We start from the raw sequence: 19,480 nt of genomic DNA on the forward strand, positions 1-19,480 counted from the left end.
ACCGCTGGTCGCGCATGGTGCGCGCACTGCCGGTGACGCCTGCGGGGGCACTCCCGGCGATCTCGGGGTCGCCCGGGCTGTCGTGCGTCGCCACGCTGCCCTCGTTCACGCGTCGCCCCCGGGCGAAAGGTCGAAGCGCTCGAAGATCCCATAGCCGCCTTGCGGGTGTCCCTCGTACACGAGGGCGACGAGCCGCCCGATCGTCTCCTTCTCGATGAGGGCCGCGAGCTCCTCGCCGCCCGCGCCCTCGGTGCGAAGCCTCGCGAGCTCGTCCTCGAGCCGGAAGACGAAGACGCCGATCGTCTGCATGTAGAGCGGATCGCCTGCGAAGTCGGCGGGCGGCGGATGGCAGGACAACGGGACGGCCTTCAAGAGGAGACGCCCCGTGCCGAACCGAGCGAATTGCCCGGCGTCGATCGAGCGCTCGATGGGCCCCGTCAGCTCGCCCGGGGACATCCCGAACGTGCTTCGGCCGGCGTCGAGCATGACGTAGCCGATCGAGCCCTCAGCACCTCGCCGCGCGCGTGTCCGCTGGCGTTGGCTCGCGCGCGCAGCTCTCCGTGCGGCGCGGTTCATCGTGCCGCCTTCCGCGTACGGGGCCTCGGCGAGGGAGGGGGTTGCGGCGGTGTCTGGTAGCCGAGGCCGCGGAGCATCTCGCCCTGGAGCTCCTCGGTGCTCTTCTCGGCGGCAGGGCTGGCCCCCACTTCCCCCTCGCTGGGCTCGCCCTCGGGCCGGGCCGCCAGCGTGCGCAGGTACGCGAGCACGAGCGCGGTGTCGAAGTGCTCCTCGCCCCCGATCACGACGGCGCGCACGGGGCACCCGGGCTTGTGGAGCAGGGCGGCGAGGCGGCGCCACCGAAGGCCCGTCACGGGCTCGCAGTTGCGCCGGTGCAGGAGCGCCGGCTGCTGCTGGATCACCGTCACGCGATCGAGGGGAATGGGCAAAACCACCTCGACCACGCCGCCGGCCTTGCCCAGGCTGGGCAATGCTGTTAGGTTCCGCATGCTTCGTCTTTTCGTTCCCAGCGCGGCGCCGGCGGGCACCCCTCCCACGGCGCCGCAACCGTTTTCAGGCCGCTGCCTCGCGCCGCGCGAGTTCGTAGGCGGCAACCATCGCATCCCACGTGCGAAGCGCGGTCTCGATCCGCTCTCGTGCAAGCACGCCGCGCACGGGGTTACCCGACAGGCACTTCTCGACCGTTCGCGGATCCGTGCCCGAGAGCCCCGCGATGATGAGCACCTTCTGTCCAGCTGATAGTTCGCGTCTCACAGTGCGCGGAACCAACCACGACGCACGGCGATGGGCATCTAACTCCGGAACCGTCCCCCAGGTTCCGGAGGGCTCGATCCGTAACCTGCCTACAGGCTCCGGAGAGGCTTGACTCGGTGCTAGTCGTCCTCGCAGCGATGGCGGCGGTAGTCGAAAAAGTCGTCAGCACGAGCGTGCCCGAGGGCGCGGAGCCCAGCGCGGATCACCCGCTCCCCAATCTCGACGCCGTCTTTGGGCCACTGGCCGAGAGGTAGTTGCTGCAGAGTCCGCCTTATCGCGTCACCAACCGCATTCCACTGCGCCTCATCGTATGCATGTAGTTGAGCGTCGTCCTTCAGACCGTCGATAAAGACGTCATAGAAGTTAGCGATGAGGTCGTTGGCAACTGCGTCGGCAATTCCTTCAATCTTGCGCCCCATCACCTCATCGCTCGTAAGGATTGCGTGCATACTGACCAAGACGGATTCAAGAAGGGCGTCCTTGGGATTATCGTGCCCAAGTGTGTCCGCAACTCCCTTCGCACCAGGATCGCAATCAAGGCGCCTGAGATAAGGGCGTGACAGCTGCTCTAGCTGGCGAAGCAACGTCTCATCATTGGTCGCATGGGCGGCAAGTGTTGCGCTAAGAATGCGTGCGATTGTCATCATGCGGGCGCGGTGCCGACGCACTTCTGGCGGCGCCTGGGCATAAGACCGGACGGATCGCGTATACCAGTGAGCGAGCCGCCGAAATTGACGCATGGCATCGGCCCTGGCGTCTTCCGTCCAATCCTCCCCGTACTGATAGGGAGGATCATCCTCAACACGACCGAGCACACTGCGGGCTATTCGTTGTTCGGCCTCGGGTGTCGCAGTAGCCGACTTGCCAGCGCCTTGCTTGCGTCTTACCGTTTTCGTCACGGGAACCCCTCACGTTCCTGTCCGCGGCCCCGGGGGTGCCAGCCCCCGGGGCCGCTCTTCTTCAAGCTCATACCATCACAGGGGGGCGCCCGTCGCGCCTCACCTCCGCCTCTTGCGCTCCCGCCCGAGATCGACTACCGGCGCGGCGCCCTTCCCCTCCCCCTCGCCGAGGAGCTTCCCCGCGGCCTCGTGCGCGATGCGCGCGGCCTCGAGGTCTCCGGCTGCGACGGCCGCGCGCGCGGCATCGAGCAACGACTGCAAGAGCGCCTCGCGGTGGTTGCTCGTCGGCGTGCTCGTCGATGGCGCGGAAGCGTCCGCCAGGGCCTCGGAAGCGTCCGCGCGTGGCGGGCTCGTCGTCGATGCCGGCACGTTGCTCGCCTCGATGTCCGTGGAAACCGGCGTGAACCCCTCCGGCGAAGGCCCCTCGCTTGTACCACTGCCACATCCTCGATCACGCCGACGCCGGCATGATGGGCGTGCTCGATTTGCAAGGCGGATCCGGCGCGGGGCACTGAGGCTCGTCTCCACGGTCCCGCCGCCTCGAGCTTGTGCCCCGGCCGTATCCTCGGGGATGATGGCTCGCCCCGATGCGCAGCCGCCCCGACGTCACCGTGTATCTCGACCCGGCCGAGCCGAGCCCCGGCGACAGGGTCCGCGTTCATGTCCACCTGAAGTCCACGACGCAAACGCCCTTCGACGCGATCGACGTCGAGCTCGTGGGTCGCGAGTCGCGCTATCGGCGCACGTCCTCCAACGGCAAGACCTCCACCCGCAAGTACCATCGCCGCGAGATCTTGCGGCTCGGGAAGCGTTTTCCCGCGGGCGTGCTCGAGCCCGGGACCTGGGAGCAGGCGATCGATTTCCCGCTGCCGCACGGCCTCCCGCCCACCTACCGCAGCGGATACAGCTCGATCGCGTACGAGCTCTCCGTCCACGTGAACATCCCGTGGTGGCCCGATCGCCACGAGACCTACGTCCTGCCGATCCGCGTCCCCACCGCGCCCGCCACGCCCCCGGAGCCGCGCGTGTTCACGAACCAGGCCGGCGAGCACCGCGGCGAGGACCCGGTGATCGAGCTCTCCGTCGAGGACCAACGCCTGCCCGTCGCGGGCACCCTCGCGGGCGCCATCGCGCTCACGGGCCTCGGCGATCGCAGGCTCCGGCGCATCGAGCTGTCGACGAGCCACGTCGAGACCGCGCTCGTCCCCAGCACCGCCGGCCCCGCCGAGGTCGACAGGCGCACGTGGCAGCTCTTCGAAGGCACCCCCGAGGAGGGCGCATCGATCCCGTTCCGGATCAGCATCCCGCCCGATCTCGTGCCCACCTTCCAGTCGCCCTTCATCCGCGTCGACCACGCGCTCGAGGTCGTCGCCGTCGTGGCCTTCGGCCGCGACATCTCCCTGCGCGTGCCCGTCGTCGTCGAGCGCCAGCGCGGCGCGCGCAAGGCCGTCAAGGGTCTGCCGCTCGTCGGCAAACAGCGCCACCTGTCGGTCTGGCGCGCAGGCGCAGACGCGGTCCGCGCCGCGGGATACACCGTGGTCGACTTCGATCCCGAGCAAGCCATGCTCACGCTCGACGTGCGGGGCATCCGCGTCGAGGTCACCGAGGAGCACCGCGAGGGCATGGGGCCCTGCCTCGTCGCCGAGCTCGCGTTCCCCGCGCTTGGCCTCGATGTGCGCCTCGCCGAGCGACGCTGGACCGATTTCGGCGAGAAGCTGCCCGGCCTGGACAAACGCCTCGCCAAACGCTTCACGGTGCGGGCGCGCGAGCCCATGCAGGCGACGAGCCTGCTCGGCGCCGAGGTGCGCGACGCGCTCGAGGTCTTCGACGAGGCTGCGCTCGACGACGAGCACGTGGTGGTCGTGCAGAAAGGCGGCGTCTACCAGGTCTCGGGCCTCGAGCGGTTCCTCGCGCGTGCGCAGATGCTCGCGCATCGCCTGGCGAAGGCGATCTCCACGGTGCCCCCGCCCGCCGCGCTCGCGCAGGCCCTCCCTGCCTTCCAGCGCTTCGCCGAGCAGCGCGGCGCGCGCCTCCGGGTCGGTGATCTCGCGATCGACGGCTTCTCCCGCGCGGGCATCCCGCTGTCGCTCGATCACCGCTGGGAGGACGAGCGCCCGGCCGAGAGCCGGCTCTGGTCGCCGCGGCCCGAGCGCGAGCTTCCGGCCTCGTGGAGCGAGACGCTCACGAAGGCCACGGGGCGCGAGACCCTGCTCGAAGAGGCGCGCCTCGGCGTTCGTTTGCCCCTCGTGCAGGACCCCGAAGAGCTGCTCGCCACGGCCGACGCGTTCGCCGCCGCGGTCGCCACGCTCGCGGGCGCGACGAGCCTCGGGCCGTACCGCTGAGCGCGGCCACGCGTCACTTCGTGGGCGCGGGCGCGGGCGGCGGCGCGGACCGTTCGAGGGCGCCGAGCTCGATGCGCCGCAAGAGCTCCACGCTCCGCGCATCCCCGGGCGTGGCCTCGACGAGCTTGCGCGCGTGGTGCTTCGCCTCCTCGACGACGCCGAAGCGCAGCGTCAAAAGCGCGACGTTCCGGCGCGCGGCCGTGAGGCTGGGATCGGCGCGCAGCGCGGCGAGGTAGCGCTCCCGCGCGTGGTTGTAGTCGTTCTTCTTGTCCGCGATGATCCCGAGATCGAAGAGCGCCTCCGCGTCGTTCGGCGCTTCCTTGGCGATCGGCGCGAGGACCTTCTCCGCGCCGTCGAGGTCGTTCTCGCGGATGAGCAGCGCGCCAAGCAGCACGGCCGCGTCGCGACCGGCCCCGCCCTCGTACGCTCGCCGAGCGGACGCGGCCGCATCCGTCGTCCGACCCTGCTGATCGAGCGCGAGCGCCAGCGCGTAGTCGAGCAGCGGTTCGTCCGCGTCCACGAGCGCCGCGCGCGCGACCTCCTCGGCCCGCTTCCCCTCGCCGTTCGCGGCGAGCGCGGCGGCGAGCGCGGCCTGCGCGAGCGGATCGGCGGAGCACATGCCCACGGCGGCGTGCGCGGCGTCGAGCGCGCGCGGCGTATCTCGCAGGTGCAGCACGACGAACGCGCGGCGCGAGGCGCAGGCGCAGCTCGCGGGCTTCAGCGTGAGGCACCGATCGGCGACGGCGAGCGCCGCTGCGTGATCACGCGCCCGCGTCTGCGGCTCGGTGATCACGTCGAGGGCGCGCCGCGCGTCGCCGTCGCGGAGCACGGTCTGCCACCACATCTGCGGCGTCGAGAAGAGCCACGCGGCCGAGGCGCCGAACAGCACGAGGCCGAGCGCCACGACGGCGGACGCGACGAGGCGCGCGTTCCTTCGCGGGGCCACGATCGCGGCGCAGGCGGCGAGGCCTGTCCACAGCGGCACGGCGACGAAGAGCACGCCGCGGCCGAGCGGCGCGCGCGGGCCGCGGAAGTACGCGCCGACGACGAGGGACGCGACGACCGAGAGGACGAGCGCGGCGGCGGCGAAGCGCGCTTCGGGCGAGCGGACGCGCGCGGCGAGGCGGATCGCGCCGAGCACCACGGCCGCGAGCACGATGGCCGCGACCAGGGCGCCTGCGATCGAGCCGGGTCCGGGCTCGGGCGCGAAGAGCGGCGGCGCGATCGACAGAGCGAACGCGTGCGCCGCGCGCGTGACGGTGTCTACGAGGAGCGAGGGGCTGGCCACGACGAACGAGGACGCCCGTCGTTCAGTTGGTCACCATGACCCAGCCGTTGATCGCGTCGTTCGAGTTCAGCGCCGTCGGCGACACGTTTCGCACGCAGAACCCGACGTTGTACGTCCCTGCCGCGAGGCCCGAGACCGTGCCGGCGGCGGCGAATGGCGCGCGCGCCGAGATGCTCGCGGTGGTCGTGTACGTGGCCGGGTAAAACGCGACGATCGAGCCCCCTGCGGCCTGGTAGCAAAGACCGAAGCTGACCGACGTGGCCGAGCCCGCGCTCGTCCCGAGGATCGCCACCGCCGAGCCCGTGATTCGCTGCCCGGCGGCGACGGTCACGGCGACCGGCGTCGCCGCCCACACGAACGAGAGCGAGCTCCCGTTCACAGTGATGCCCGGCCCGTCGAGGCTCACCGTCGACACGATGCCCGTCGCGCCCGTCGCGCCCTTGGCACCGGTCGCGCCCGTCGCGCCCGTCGCGCCCGTCGCACCTGTGGGCCCCGTCGGACCTGTCGCGCCCGTCGCGCCCGTCGCGCCCTTGGCACCGGTCGCGCCCGTCTCGCCCTTCGGCCCCTCGGGGCCGATCGCGCCCGTCGCGCCCGTCGCGCCCGTCGCGCCCGTCGCGCCCTTGGCACCGGTCGCGCCCGTCGCGCCCGTCGCGCCTGTTGCGCCTGTCGGACCCACCGGCCCCTCGGGCCCCACGAGCCCCGTCGGATCGCCGACCCACTTGCCCGTGCCGTCGATCACGATGGTCCCGTCGACCCAGACCGACGTCGGGTGGATGTCGCCGATCGCGTCGCCCGCGACCATCGCGTAGGGCACGCTTTGCACCGGGGCGCGCGGCGTCATCTCGGGATCGTCGCCGACCTTGACGCCGAGATACCGCACGGAGCCGTCAAAAACGTTCTTTTCGAACGCGGTCACCGTCCCGAGGCTCGCCGAGAAGTACCCCTCCTCGAACGTGATGTCGTGCGACTCGGTCCAGATAGGATCGACCGCCGCGGGGTCGGCATAGAGGGAGAACGTCACCTTGAGCGTGCCATTCACCGGGGCGTTCTCGGTGTCGTAGAGCCGGCCCTGGTGGGTGATGGTCTGCGGCACCGCGGCCTCTGCGGAGGCGGCGCCGGCCGAGAGCGCGAAAGCGACGGCCGAAGCCGAGATCAGGCGCGTGATCATCCCGTTGCTCATGGCAAGCTCCCGTTCGCTCCAATGAGTCCGCCCTGCATCCGATAGCTGGGCGATGTCGTCTTCGTCTGGTTTTGCGTGGGCTGCCCGAGCGTGAAGACCATCTTGTACCTCGGGCTCTTCATCACGTCGCCGGAGCTCACGATCTCCATGCCAGGAGGCCCTGGCGGGACGGGCGGCCTTCCGCCGGTACCGCCGCTGCCGCCGTCGCCGCCGCCAGCGCCGCCGCCGCCGCCCGTGCCGGCCGTGGATCCGGGCGGCGTGGTGGACGACCCCTCGTCGCCGCACGCGGCGACCATCCCCAAAAGGAGCAGCGCCGAGAGATAGAGAGACCCGTGTTTCATCCGGTTCATGGATGGCCTCGCGGAGGTAGCCCTCCGGGAAGCATTAAACAGCCGTTCAGGCTGGAAAGACAAGTTCGATTTTCGGCTAAGCTCCGCGATCGTGACAGGGTTCATCGCTCCTCCGAGGCGGCCTTCGATATCCGGTCCGACCCTCGCCACCGCCGCCTTCCTCCTCCTCGCGGCGCTCCCTGCGGCCGCCGACGAAGACCCGCGAAGCGCCGCGCCCGTGGCGACGAATGCCCCCGCCGCCGAACCCGAGGCCCCGCCGAATCCCCCTCCGAGCAGCGGCCGCAAGGCCCTCGCCGTTGCGGGCTCCTTCGTCCCCGGCGCGCTCGTGCATGGCACCGGGCACCTCGTCCTCGGCCATACCCGCACCGGCCTCGTGCTCCTCGGCACCGAGGGCGTCGGCGTCGGCCTCATCGTCGCGGGGCTCGGCGGCGCGGCCGTGACCGGCGCGACCCGCAGGTTCATCGGCCCGATCATCCTCGGCACCGTCACAGGCGCTGCGTTTTTTTTCCTCTCGACCCTCGCAGACATCTACGGCGTCCTCGCCCCCGAGGGCGGCACGGGCAGCCCCCCGGTCTTTTTGCCCTCGGTCGAGACCCAGCTCGGCCTCACCTTCGTCCACGACCCGAACTTCGCCTACAACGCCTTCCTCACGCCTGGCGCCGATCTCCGCGCGGGCTCGGTCCGCCTCTCGGCGCTCGGCTTCTTCGCGCTCGACGACACGAACGCCCGCACCCGCCTCTCCGCCGCCTACCGCTTCTTCGGCCCCCGCACCTCCACCAGCGAGCGCGCGCGTGACGGCTCGTACCTCGACGTCGAGTTCGCCCTGACGAACCACAGCTACGGCACCGAGGGTTTTTCCGTCACGACCGGCGAGCTGAACCTCCTCGGCCGGCTCGATCTCGCCCGCGTCGGCCCCACGCTGCGCGGCTCCTTTGCGGAGCTCGGCCTCGGATTCGCGTATGCCGCGCATCGTTACCCTGGCATCGGGGTCGAGGCGAACGATCTGCTCACGCCACGCATGGCCTTCGGCATGTACCTCGGCCACAGCGGATATCCCCGCGGCGAGGCCATGGCCTATTACGAGCACCGCCACGACGGCTTCGCCGGCGGCATGAAGGTCCCCGGCCTCGGCAGCGGCATCGCCGGCGCGTTCGGGGCGCAGACGCGGCTCTACTTCACGCCTCGCTGGGGCGCGTTCTTCGACGTGCAGGGCGGATCGGCGCTCGTCGGCCGCGCCTCGCTCCTCTTTCGGTACGGAGGGAACCCGTGAGACCCATCGAATCGTTCTTCGCCGCGCTGCTCCTCGTGTCCGCCGCGCCGATCGTCGCCTCCTGCCTCGACGTCGCCGAGGGCCGCGCCCGCCGCGATCTCGACGTGGGCCACGCCTCGCAGGGCGACGCCCGCGTCGAGGTCGCCGAAGGCCTCGCCGCCGTGCGCCGCCTCGCCTCCCGCGAGCTTCACCTCTGGGCCTCGGCGCCCACGCTCTCGCTCCGTTTGACCACGGGCGCCGCCGACGGGGGCGTCTGGAACGTTCGCATCGAGAACCTCCTGCCCGACGCCGAGCTCGTCGCAGCCACGAAAGCCGGCGCGCCTCTGCCCGTCGAAATCGTCGACGCGCCCTTCCCCACGGAGCGCACCTTCCGCCTCGACCTCCCCGCGAACGACGAGATCACGCTCTCGCTCGCCGCGCCCGACCGGGCCTTGCTCGATCCGTGGCGTTTCGCCGTCTTCGCGGACGTCCAGGAGGCCATCGACGACGTTCAGGACATCTACACGAAGATGAACGCGACGCCGGGGATCCGCTTCGCGCTCATCAGCGGCGACCTCACCTCGCAGGGCACGCCCGAGCAGCTCGAGCAGTTCCAGCGCGAGATGAAGACGCTCGCGTTTCCCTGCTACTCGACGCTCGGCAACCACGAGCTCGGCACGCGGGACGACCTCTACCACGAGTATTTCGGCCGCGGAAACTACGCCTTCGATTTCCGCGGCGTGCGCTTCACGCTGCTCGACTCGGCGAGCGCCACGCTCGATCCGCTGGTCTACACGTGGCTCGACGGCTGGCTCGACGGCGGACGCGAGGGCTTGCACGTCGTCACGATGCACATCGTGCCGATCGATCCGGTCGGCTCACGCAACGGCTCGTTCGCGAGCCGGGCCGAGGCCGACAAGTTCCTCTCGATGCTCGCCCGTGGCGGGGTCGACCTCACGTTTTACGGGCACATCCACTCGTATTACGCGTTCGAGAACGCGGGCATCCCGGCCCACATCACGGGCGGCGGCGGCGCGATCCCCGAGCGGATGGATGGAATCGGCCGGCATTTCCTGACGGTCGACGTGCTCCCGCCGGGCGCGATCGAGCAGGTGGCCATCGTTCGCGTCGATTGATCACGCGAACAAAAAAAAGAGCGCCTACTCGACGGCGGGGGGGGGGAACCGGAGCAGGCGCTCGCGGAGGATACGAGCAACCCGCATACCAACCTCGGGCTCCTCCTGATCCGCGAAGATCCGCACCGGATCGACCTCCCGACATCGCAATCTTGCAAGGACGCGTTGCATCCGTGCGAGGCGGCCTTCGCCCGCCAAACATCGGCGATGCCGATTACATTGACGAGCGATGGATAAAAAAAGAGCGCCTACTCGACGGTGGGGGGGGACCGGAGCAGGCGCTCGACCCTCCCTAGGAGCAACCTCCGGGCCAATGGGATCGCTGCCCCCTTTCCGATACTTACGCACCCGCGGCGCCCCCCGGATCGCAACTCTGAAATGCGCGGCGATCAATTCTGCATTCGCAAAACGTGCCCATTGTCACATAGCGCAGGATTTCAACGTGTATCATCGCCCTGCACCTCGCCGCATTCGGCCGTTCAGAGCGGATACGGCAGCGTCGCGCCGAGCGCGGTCACGAGCAGCAGCACGAGGGGCAGGAGCACGAGGAATACGATGAACGTGTAGCCCATCACGTCGCGCGCCCGCAGCCCGAACAGACCGAGGATCGGCAGCATCCAGAACGGCTGCACCAGGTTCGCCAGCGCCTCGCCGAGATCGTAGACGGCCACCATCCAGCCGAGGTGCACTTTTAGATCATGCGCCGCCTGCATCACGTACGGCGCCTCGATCACCCATTTCGACCCCCCGCTCGGCACGAAGACCCCAAGCACGGCCGAGTACACCGCCACGATGGCCGGGTACGTCCGAGGCGTCGACAGCCCCACGAAAAAGCCCGCGATCGCCTCGTTGAGGTGCGTCTTGACGATCAGCGCCGCGATCCCCGCGTAAAACGGGAACTGCAAGATCACGCCCCACACGCCCGGCGTCGCCTCCTTCACCGCGCGCATCAGCCGCGCCGGCGTCCCGTGCAGCAGCACCCCGAGCGTCAGGAAGATCAGGTTCACTGTGTTGAGGTTCAGCGCATTGAGCCCCTGCCCGCTCGAAGCGAAGTACCCCACGAGATACCCCCCAGCCAGCAGCACAAAAAGAACGCTCGGGAGGGGCGAGTGTTCGAGCCATTCCCCCGGCGTCGCTTTGCGTGGCGGCTCGTCGGCTTCGAGCGGCGAGCGCCCGAGATCGATCCCGAGGTCCGCCGCGCTCCGCGCCCGCGCGGCCGAAGGCGCATAGAGATACACGAGCGCCGTCACGACGACGATCTCGACCGCGACGGACACGAGGCTCTGCCACAGGAAAATGGTGCTCGACAGCGGAATGACGCCGCCCGGCACCTTCCCGCCCGCCTCCACGATCGCGCGCGTCGCCGGCTGCATCGCGCTCGGCGTCGCCATCTGCAGGGCCGCGCTCCCGCTGAGCCCCTGCGCCCAGATGCTCCCGAGCCCGAGGAACGCGCTCGCCGCGACGGCGCGATAATCGACGCCCCGCACACGCCGCGCCGTCTCCTTCGCGAGCATCGCGCTGAAGATCAGCGAAAACCCCCAGTTGAACCACGACGACAGCATGGCGAACAGCGCGACCCACGCGATCGCCACCCGCGGCGAGCGTGGCACGGAGGCGAGCGCGCGGATCAACCGGTACACGGGCCGCGTCGTCGCGACGACGTACCCCGTGATGATGACGAGCGCCATTTGCAGCGTGAACGGGATGAGCTCCCAGAACCCGCCGCCCCAGATCGCCGCGACCTCGGCCGCCGCGCTCACCGCGCCTCGCTTCTGCGACAGGCTCACCCAAGCCGCGATCACGACGAGGAACGTGGCCACGAGCGCGAACACGAACGCGTCGGGAATCCACCGCTCAGCCCACGCCGTGAACCGCGCCGCGACCCGCTCGAGCGCGCCCGCGGGCGGATCGTCGTCGGTGGGCAAAGGAGCTTTGGGCTTTTCGAGGGAGCTCGGCAGCTCGGCACCGGACATACGGCGGAGGGTAACCGCCTCGGGCAGCGTTGTCGCCAGTCTCCGCGCCCGCCCTTCGTCAGCGGTGGCGTCTCGCTGGGGCTTTGCCCCAGGCCCCAGCAGGGGTTGTCCACCCCTGCACCCGGACCAGCGCAAGCGCTGGACTCGGGGTCGATGAACTGCGCGATGCGCAGTTCATCGAACGGGCCGAATCAAGACCACGAACGACCCTGCCAGCCAAGACAGCCGACGGTTCTTCCGTCAGGATCCAGGCCAGGCCAGCCTGTCAGGACTTCACGACTTCGGTGACGTCCGACTTCGAACCGCGCCGTCTTCGAAGGTCAAAACGATGGGTGGGCGGATGGCGACGGAGACGCCACATGCCTCCAACGCGCCCGACGCCGCGCTCTCGAGCACGACGCCGTCGACGTAGACGACGTGAACGGCGCTTGGCGCAAGACGGACGAAACGAGGCCAAAGGACCGCATGCGCGGCCGGCGTCTGCGCGTCGATGAGCTTGCCAGCCTTCGCGTCAAAGACCCAGGTCACGGTCGTGGCCGGGGGAAGTGGACGCAGCTGGGTGGTGAGCGCTTCGATGAAGCGATAGGTGACGATGACCTCCCACGGCACCGTTCGAAGATCGACGACCCGTTGAGCCGGTGTGCCGACGTCGCGGATCGCGATCGACAGCGCCTTCGTCGGCCCTCCCCCCACTCCCCCCGTGATGGTCGAGGTTGCGTCGCAGGGCGCCTTCTTCGAGCGCTTGATCTTGTCGATGAGAGCCATGACGAGGCAGCCCGCAACGAAGACACAGGCAACCCACCCAACGACACCACCCGAATGCATGTTCTGCGTGCTCCGATGGGTGCACCGAGGAAACGAGGCAGTTTCTCCCGCACCCCGTGGTTGGCCGGAGTTCTGACTCCTTTTGACCCGCGGCGCAAAGGTCCAGGGCTGGCCCTGGTCCGGGTCGAGGGGCGGATAGCCCCCGCGGGGTCCGGGGCAGCGCCCCGGCGCGGCGGCCGCTCAGGGCTCGCCGTGCTTGGCCTTGTGCTCCGGCTCGACATGGATGGCGACGACGGCGCCCGGCAGCGCGTCGGTCAGCGCAGCCTCGAGCCGGTCGCAGATCGCGTGGCTCTCTTCCACGGTCATGTCGCCGGGCACGACGAGGTGGAACTCGATGAATGTCGTGCGGCCGGCATGCCGCGTGCGCAGATCGTGCGTCTCGATGGCGTCGCCCCTGCTCCGCGCGATCACCTCGCGGATGCGCCCGAGCTCCTCGGCAGGCGCGGCCTCGTCGAGCAGGCTGCTCATGCTGCTCGCAATCACGCCGCGGCCGCTCCACAGCGCGAACAGCGCGACCATCACGGCGATGGCGGGATCCAGGATCTCGATCCCGGTGAGCACCACCAGGGCGACGCCAACCAGCACGCCCAGCGATGTCACCACGTCGGTGAGCAGGTGCTTGCCGTCGGCGACCAGCGCGGCGGAGCGGCGCTTGCGGCCCTGCCGGATCAGCACGCTGCTCCAGGCGATGTTCAGCAGGGTGGCGCCCGCGTTCACCGCCATGCCGGTCCAGGGCGCCTCGATCGCATGCGGCGCGCGGAACGCATTGTAGGCCTCCCACAGGATGGAGAGTCCGGCCACGACGATCAGCGCGCCGACGGCGAGCGCCGACAGGTATTCCGCCTTCTGATGGCCGTAGGGATGCTCGGCGTCCGGCGGACGGGCCGCGCCCCGGATCGCCACGATCGTGGCGCCCGCCGTCACCACGTTGACGATGCTCTCCATCGCGTCGGAGAAGAGGGCGACGCTGCCCGTCACCCGCCAGGCGACGCATTTGATCGCCAGCACCGAGAGGCTGACCGCCAGGCTGCCGGCGGCGATCTTCAAGGAAAGGTCCATACCCGGGCGGCTGCTCGAACGCTTGGCTCCCGCTGCAGAAACGCTGCAACAGCTGCCCCCCTGTGTCAACGCAGGACCCATCCCCTACGCACCTCCCACCCTTTCCGTATCCTCCATCACGCTTCCCCGCCCTGGGGCTCGATTGCAGGGAGCTGTCGTCCCAAGGCCAATCCGATGGATTTATTCATGTTACCGTGCGGCCGTCGCATTCGAATAGTAAAAGGCATCTGACGCCGTCATCGTCGCGCACGTGATACCTTTCTTCCCACACGCCTCCTGAAGCTCATCCAGCCGGGCGCGGTCGCGCGCGTAGATCTCGATGTAGGGGCCCGGCAAACGCCGGTACGGCAGATCGGGCAGGGCCGGTGTATACAGCGAGTGATTGGCGTAAGGCACCTGATTCTTGGGCCGATCGTAGGGGCTGATGACGAGCGCGTGCCATCCGGCCAGCTCCTTGACTTTCCGCCGGAACGCAGCGTTCATCTGCGGGCGCTTGAGCGCCCAGACGTACCGGTCGTTGGTGAAGCTGTCGAGCACCACGAGGTCGAACTTGTTGAGGGTCGACGGGCCGCCGAGGTCGAGGAAGGTGTTGCTGGACCGGGCCGCCGGCTGGTTGACCCATGCATTCGTGTAGGTGCTCGACGCGATCCACGATCGGGTCCTCGCCTCTCGCATGATTGCCATGAGCTGCTCCCGGGTATCCATCCGGGAGAGGAGCAGATCATGCCGGATCGAGTGCCATAGATTGGGCAGCAAGGCCGCCGCGACCAGGAGGCCCACGCCGCCGGCGAGGACGCGCGACCGGGTCGGGGCGTCGTTCCACGGAGCATCGCGGAGGGCTCGTCGAAGGAGGAACCGCGCGCCCACGGCGGCCAGAATGCCGACCACCGGCACCAGGGGCAACACGTACCGATCAAACGACAAGATGGAGCGGAAGACCACCGCCACGAAGGCGGCCACGAAAAGGATGAGCCCTGCCTTCTTCGGCGCCGCGACCTGCCGATCCCGCAAAAAGGCCGCGAGGCCCACCGCAGCGAGGCAAAGCAGCACCACCCCGCACCCCGTCGCGAGCGCCTGGCTCTTGTCGAGCCAGGGGTTCAACGTATCGTGGCCCAAATGGCCGAGCTTATAGGCGTGCTCCTTTTCGTAGAGGAAATCTCTTTTGAAGATCGCGTAATCCCGCACGATGTACGGGTTGGTCCCCAGGAAGGTCGCCGCGGCGCCCACGGAGGCCACGAGGCCGTGCAGCAGCGTCTTCCAGATCTGGGTCTTGAACGCGAGCAGCGCGGCCCCTGCGAATGCCACGCCCACGATCGCGCCGTTGTACTTCGCGGACGCCGCGAGACCCGTCGCCACCCCGATGAGCAGAGATACCCAGAGCGGTTTGTCCTCTCGATCGACCCAGACCAACGTCAACGCGAGGGCAAGCATACACATGGCCGCGAGGGGGATGTCCACGGTATCCATGTGGGATTGCTGCACCCATAACAGCGACGTCCCCGTGAGGAGCGCGGCGAGGCAGCCCACGTCCCGGCGATCGCTGATCCGGAAGCCACTTACGTAGGTCGAAAACAACCCCACCACGCTGAAGCACAGGGTCAGGATATGCCCGGGCAGCGTGAAGGGCAGCCGCATCGAGCCAATGGACAGGGTCCTCAACCATTGCTGGGACATGAAAGCGGCGAAGCTCGCGACCGAGCCCTGGGCTTTCGCGAGCATGTAAGCGGCCCAGTACATCCCCAGGTTGGCGTACACCGTCAGGGCGGGGTAGTGGTAGGCCGTCGGCTTGCCGTGATTCTTGTAGGTCTCGAGCGCTTGCTGCGCGAGCGAATCCGGGTGCATCAAGGGCGGCCCTCCGGCCGCGCCGAGCACGACCACGAAGGCCAGCACGGCGAGCAGGGGGAGCCACGTTCGGCGCCGCGAGAAGACGCGTTGCCCCCATCGCTGAAGCCGTTGTTTCACCCCTGGGCGGGCCTGGCCTTCCGGCGTTTCACGATGTGCTTCAAGCATGTGCGCGGGAAGGCGAACTACACGACCCGGACGGAATGAGCAAAACCAATGTACGTCGGATTCGTGTTGTGAGACGCAGGCTTGCCCAACGAGGCAGCACGACCCCGCGCCGCCATTGTTCATATTTGAGTTGACAGCCGAGCCCATGCGTCCTGGCCGCCCATCCCCCGCGCGTCTCCCCCTCCCGTATCCCCCATCACGCTTCCCCTCCTCCCGCCCCGCCCTTCACGCGCCACCTCCACCTCTCCCGGCACCGCCAGCCCCTCGTCGCCGCGCCCGCAAGTCGCTCGCCGCGCCCGGATCCTCCCTTCACCGCCCGCCCCCTCGCCCCGGCGCCACCTCGCCGCCACCGCGCCCGCGAACGTCCCCCTGAACCGCCTCCCCGCGCCTTTCCCCGCCTAAACCTCCTCCTCCCCGCGCCCCCACCCACCCGCCTTCCCCCCTGAAACTCACGCCAGTCCGTGTACCGCCCAACCTTTTTCACCACCAACCTCCCCCGTCCCCGCCTCCTTCCGTGATCTTCACCCCCTCCTCTTTTGGATTCCTCCCGACACAAAGATCACATATCCGTCCACCCCGGAGGATCTCACATGACAGCCAAGGTCTCCCGCATGGTCGCGGATCGCGTCGCAATCACGAACACGGTCGTCGCGGCCATTCAGGTGCACGGACCGGACGTGGCGCCCGTCCTCGACGCGCTCCTGTTCCCGAAAGGCGTGCCCGCCGGCATGAACGTGGGCGACGTCGTCAAGGCCCTCCGCCATCTGCTCGGTCGCATCACCGAAGGCCTCGTCGAAGCCGATCAAACCCACACCAACGAGCTCGCCGACGACGACGGATATCGCAAGAAGCGCGAGCAATCCATCGCCGACCTCCGCAGCCAGCTCGTCGCACTCCGCACCGCCTTCACCAACAACTACGACCCCTCGGTCGCCACCGCCTACGGCCTCGCCGCAGCCCTGCCCGACGATAACCAAAGCCTCCTTCACACCGCCGGCAGCGTCGAAAAGCTCCTCCGCAACCGTCCACTCGTCGAGAAGCCCAAAATGAAGGGCCTCCAAATCGACCCCCTGCTCACCGCCGACGATCTGAAAGCCGCAGCCGACGCCATGCAAACCGCGCTCGGTGACGTCGAGCGCGAAAAACGCGAGGCGCAAGCCACACTCGACAAGAAAAATACCGAGATCGAAACCTGGGGCCGTCGCTATCCCGCCATCGCGGATCTCACGTCCCTGCTCTTCATCCTCGCCGATCGCCCGGCCCTCGCCGATCGCGTAAAACCCACCGCCCGCCGCCGCGCCGGTCTCCCCGAAGAAGGCGACCTCCCCCCGGACGCAGGCACGGCCACCCCCGCAGGCGCAACCTCGACCCCCTGAACCTGAGCATAGGTCTCATCGAGGAGGCGCCGCGCCGGGGCTCTGCCCCGGGCCCCGCGGGGGCTGTTCGCCCCTCGACCCGAACCAGGGCAAGCCCTGGACCTCAGGGGGAAGAACTGCGCGATGCGCAGTTCTTCCCACAGGCCGGTGGGACCGCCGCGCCGGTTGAAACGGCAGCGCTGCCGTTTCGCTTGGCAGGATCGCCTCGCCAGCTGAACCGTCCGCGCTGCCGTTTCGCTTGGCAGGATCGCTCGTGGTCTTGACCCTGGCCCGTTCGATGAACTGCGCATCGCGCAGTTCATCGACCACGAGTCCAGCGCTTGCGCTGGTCCGGGTGCAGGGGTGGACAACCCCTGCTGGGGTCTGGGGCAAAGCCCCAGCGAAGCGCACGCAGCACCCATCTCGTGAAAACTGCTGTCGACCGAACGTCCCCTGATCCAGGATACGCCCGCATGTTCCGTCCCCGCTCCGTTTCCCTCGCCGCCGCCTCGCTCGCGACGCTCGCGCCCTCCGTGGCCCTGGCCGATCCGAGCTGCCCGCACATGTTCGCGAACAAGGTGTGCGTCTTCATGACGCTCTTCGCCCTTGGCTTTTTCGCCGTGCCCATCGGCGTCGTCGGGCTCCTCTCGATGGCCGCGCTCCGCGTGTTCCATGTCATCGGGGAGGGGCGCCGCTTCCCGCTCGCGATCGTCGCGAACTTCCCTCTCGCGTTTTTCACGCTCTTCGCGTGCCAGGCCGCCGCCGACGCGGCCTACCTCGCCCATCCCGACAGCGAGCGCTGGGGCGGCGGCGTCACGCTCGGCGTGCCCCTCCTCGTCCAGACTGCCTACGTCGTGCTCGTCGCCCGCGCCTTCCGCATCCGGAAGACGTGACGCGCGCGCGGCCGGGATCCAAAACTCGGGAACCTCGCGCGTCCAACTGCGTTCGGAGACCCTGATGCCGCCCGCACGCCTGCTCGCCGTCCTCGCCCCCCTCGTCCTCCTCGCCTGCAACCGCGGCTCCTCGCCCCCGCCGCCCGAACAAGTCGCCGCCCCGGCTCCGCTCGGGCTCGCGCGCCAGAACCTCGCGAGCGTCCTCATCGAAGGCGTCCCGCACGTACGACAAAAGCCCGATTTCTGCGGCGAGGCTTGCGTCTCCATGGCCCTCGCGCGGCTCGGTCGATCGCTCGATCAGGACGAAATCTTCATGAAAACCGGCCTCGATCCGGCGCTCGGGCGTGGCGCGTATACCGCCGAGCTCAAGCGGGCCGTGGAGGCTGTCGGCTTCGATCCCGGGCCCGTCTGGTTCCGCATCGACGCGACGAGGGCCGACGAGGCGCTCGGGGCCGAGCTCGCCGCGCTCCACGCCGATCTGCAAAAGGGCATCCCCTCGATCGTCTGCATGCATTACAGCGAGAGCCCCACGACCACGGAGCATTTCCGCCTCGTCGTCGGGTACGACGCCGCGCGGGACGAGATCATCTATCACGAGCCGGCCGAGGACGCGGGGGCTTATCGCCGCATGTCGCGATCGCGCTTCCTCACACTCTGGCCGCTCAAGTACAACAAGGACGCGTGGACCGCGATCCGGCTGCGCCTCGCCCCGCGGGATCTCGATCTCGCCAAGGGGACGCCGCACCAGGGTTTTTCCCCGGCCGATTACGCGCAAAAGGTGATGGAGGTCAAGGAGAAGACCTCGCGCCTGCGCGGCAACTTCACGATCCTCGTCGAGCCGCCGTTCGTCGTCGTCGGCGACGGCCCCGAGGCGCGCGTGCGCAGGGGCGCCGAGGGCACGGTCCGCTGGGCGACCGAAAAACTCAAGAAAGACTATTTCTCGAAGGACCCGTCACGCATCCTCGTCGTCTGGCTCTTCAAGGACGCCCCGAGCTACGAGCGGAACGCGATCACGCTCTTCGGCGAGAAGCCGACCACGCCATACGGGTATTACACCTCGAAGCACGGCGCGCTCGTCATGAACATCGCGACGGGCGGCGGCACGCTCGTGCACGAGATCGTGCACCCGTTCGTCGAGGCAAACTTCCCCGATTGCCCGCCCTGGTTCAACGAGGGTCTCGGCTCGCTCTACGAGCAGAGCGGCGACGAGGACGGCCGGATCCACGGCTACACGAACTGGCGCCTGCGCGGCCTGCAATCGGCCATCGCCGAGAACCGCGTCCCCTCGTTCCGCGCGCTCACCGCGATGAACGACGGCACGTTCTACGAGGGCGATTACGGCGTCCATTACGCCGCCTCGCGCTACCTGCTCTATTACCTCCAGGAGAAGCGCCTGCTCGTCCGCTATTACCACGAGTTCCACGCAAACCGCGAGAAGGACCCGACGGGCTACGACACCCTCCGCCGCGTGCTCGGCGAGGACGACATGACGGCCTTCAAAAAGCGCTGGGAGACCTACGTGCTCGGTCTCTCGTTCCCGTAATGGATGGGTCTCATCGAGGAAGCGCCGCGCCGGGGCGCTGCCCCGGACCCCGCGGGGGCTGTTCGCCCCTCGACCCGAACCAGGGCCAGCCCTGGACCTCAGGGGGAAG

General features: G+C 69.0%; 18 protein-coding genes. 6 read left to right on the forward strand and 12 right to left on the reverse strand.

Going from position 1 to position 19,480, the window contains the following annotated elements; all coding sequences use genetic code 11:
• Window positions 1-105: 105 nt before the first annotated feature.
• From QHF85_RS09250 to QHF85_RS09270, 5 genes are all read right to left on the reverse strand, one after another.
• Window positions 106-576, reverse strand: coding sequence for a hypothetical protein (locus QHF85_RS09250; protein WP_281326731.1), 471 nt, complete (start codon window positions 574-576; stop codon window positions 106-108).
• Window positions 573-1,004: a hypothetical protein gene (locus QHF85_RS09255; RefSeq protein WP_281326732.1), complete on the reverse strand. Its 432-nt coding sequence runs from the start codon at window positions 1,002-1,004 to the stop codon at window positions 573-575. Before QHF85_RS09255 ends, QHF85_RS09250 begins: the two co-directional genes overlap by 4 nt.
• A gap of 64 nt (window positions 1,005-1,068) precedes the next feature.
• The gene (locus QHF85_RS09260; protein ID WP_281326733.1) at window positions 1,069-1,239 is read right to left on the reverse strand and encodes a hypothetical protein; all 171 of its coding nucleotides are present in this window, start codon (window positions 1,237-1,239) and stop codon (window positions 1,069-1,071) included.
• A 149-nt stretch (window positions 1,240-1,388) separates the two neighbouring features.
• Complete coding sequence (locus QHF85_RS09265; RefSeq protein WP_281326734.1) at window positions 1,389-2,168, reverse strand: hypothetical protein; 780 nt, start codon at window positions 2,166-2,168, stop codon at window positions 1,389-1,391.
• Between the two features lie 99 nt (window positions 2,169-2,267).
• Window positions 2,268-2,537, reverse strand: a complete 270-nt coding sequence (locus tag QHF85_RS09270; RefSeq protein ID WP_281326735.1) for a hypothetical protein — start codon at window positions 2,535-2,537, stop codon at window positions 2,268-2,270.
• Window positions 2,538-2,755: 218 nt separating this feature from the next.
• Between QHF85_RS09270 and QHF85_RS09275 the strand changes: the two genes are divergently transcribed.
• On the forward strand, window positions 2,756-4,510 hold the full coding sequence (locus QHF85_RS09275) for a hypothetical protein (protein WP_281326736.1): 1,755 nt from the start codon (window positions 2,756-2,758) through the stop codon (window positions 4,508-4,510).
• Between the two features lie 13 nt (window positions 4,511-4,523).
• On the opposite strand, the gene QHF85_RS09280 is transcribed toward QHF85_RS09275, so the two are convergent.
• The 3 genes from QHF85_RS09280 to QHF85_RS09290 are packed head-to-tail and all read right to left on the reverse strand — an operon-like array spanning window position 4,524 to window position 7,328.
• The gene (locus QHF85_RS09280; protein WP_281326737.1) at window positions 4,524-5,798 is read right to left on the reverse strand and encodes a tetratricopeptide repeat protein; all 1,275 of its coding nucleotides are present in this window, start codon (window positions 5,796-5,798) and stop codon (window positions 4,524-4,526) included.
• Between the two features lie 22 nt (window positions 5,799-5,820).
• The gene (locus QHF85_RS09285) at window positions 5,821-6,978 is read right to left on the reverse strand and encodes a collagen-like protein (RefSeq protein WP_281326738.1); all 1,158 of its coding nucleotides are present in this window, start codon (window positions 6,976-6,978) and stop codon (window positions 5,821-5,823) included.
• Complete coding sequence (locus tag QHF85_RS09290; protein ID WP_281326739.1) at window positions 6,975-7,328, reverse strand: hypothetical protein; 354 nt, start codon at window positions 7,326-7,328, stop codon at window positions 6,975-6,977. Before QHF85_RS09290 ends, QHF85_RS09285 begins: the two co-directional genes overlap by 4 nt.
• Before the next feature lie 91 nt (window positions 7,329-7,419).
• Between QHF85_RS09290 and QHF85_RS09295 the strand changes: the two genes are divergently transcribed.
• Complete coding sequence (locus tag QHF85_RS09295; RefSeq protein WP_281326740.1) at window positions 7,420-8,598, forward strand: hypothetical protein; 1,179 nt, start codon at window positions 7,420-7,422, stop codon at window positions 8,596-8,598.
• Window positions 8,595-9,713 carry a metallophosphoesterase gene (locus QHF85_RS09300; protein WP_281326741.1) on the forward strand — a complete coding sequence of 373 codons (1,119 nt, stop codon included), beginning with the start codon at window positions 8,595-8,597 and terminating at the stop codon, window positions 9,711-9,713. The genes QHF85_RS09295 and QHF85_RS09300 overlap by 4 nt, the downstream gene beginning before the upstream one ends.
• A gap of 479 nt (window positions 9,714-10,192) precedes the next feature.
• Here the strand turns inward: QHF85_RS09300 and QHF85_RS09305 are convergent, their stop codons facing one another.
• The 4 genes from QHF85_RS09305 to QHF85_RS09320 form a co-directional block, all read right to left on the reverse strand.
• Window positions 10,193-11,686 (reverse strand): TIGR00366 family protein, encoded by a 1,494-nt coding sequence (locus tag QHF85_RS09305; RefSeq protein ID WP_281326742.1) that lies wholly within the window; start codon window positions 11,684-11,686, stop codon window positions 10,193-10,195.
• 273 nt (window positions 11,687-11,959) lie between these two features.
• Complete coding sequence (locus QHF85_RS09310; protein ID WP_281326743.1) at window positions 11,960-12,451, reverse strand: hypothetical protein; 492 nt, start codon at window positions 12,449-12,451, stop codon at window positions 11,960-11,962.
• 240 nt (window positions 12,452-12,691) lie between these two features.
• A complete protein-coding gene (locus QHF85_RS09315; RefSeq protein WP_348652723.1) occupies window positions 12,692-13,570 on the reverse strand; it encodes a cation diffusion facilitator family transporter in 879 nt (292 codons plus the stop codon).
• Window positions 13,571-13,759: 189 nt separating this feature from the next.
• On the reverse strand, window positions 13,760-15,460 hold the full coding sequence (locus QHF85_RS09320; RefSeq protein ID WP_281326745.1) for a glycosyltransferase family 39 protein: 1,701 nt from the start codon (window positions 15,458-15,460) through the stop codon (window positions 13,760-13,762).
• A 797-nt stretch (window positions 15,461-16,257) separates the two neighbouring features.
• On the opposite strand from QHF85_RS09320, the gene QHF85_RS09325 reads away from it, so the two are divergent.
• From QHF85_RS09325 to QHF85_RS09335, 3 genes are all read left to right on the forward strand, one after another.
• Window positions 16,258-16,956, forward strand: a complete 699-nt coding sequence (locus QHF85_RS09325) for a hypothetical protein (RefSeq protein WP_281326746.1) — start codon at window positions 16,258-16,260, stop codon at window positions 16,954-16,956.
• A 452-nt stretch (window positions 16,957-17,408) separates the two neighbouring features.
• A complete protein-coding gene (locus QHF85_RS09330) occupies window positions 17,409-17,828 on the forward strand; it encodes a hypothetical protein (RefSeq protein WP_281326747.1) in 420 nt (139 codons plus the stop codon).
• Between the two features lie 64 nt (window positions 17,829-17,892).
• Window positions 17,893-19,371 (forward strand): C39 family peptidase, encoded by a 1,479-nt coding sequence (locus QHF85_RS09335; RefSeq protein ID WP_281326748.1) that lies wholly within the window; start codon window positions 17,893-17,895, stop codon window positions 19,369-19,371.
• Window positions 19,372-19,480: the final 109 nt, after the last annotated feature.

Origin of the sequence: Polyangium sp. 6x1, assembly GCF_029946515.1 — a bacterium.
In the GTDB taxonomy this organism is placed as follows: domain Bacteria; phylum Myxococcota_A; class Polyangia; order Polyangiales; family Polyangiaceae; genus Polyangium.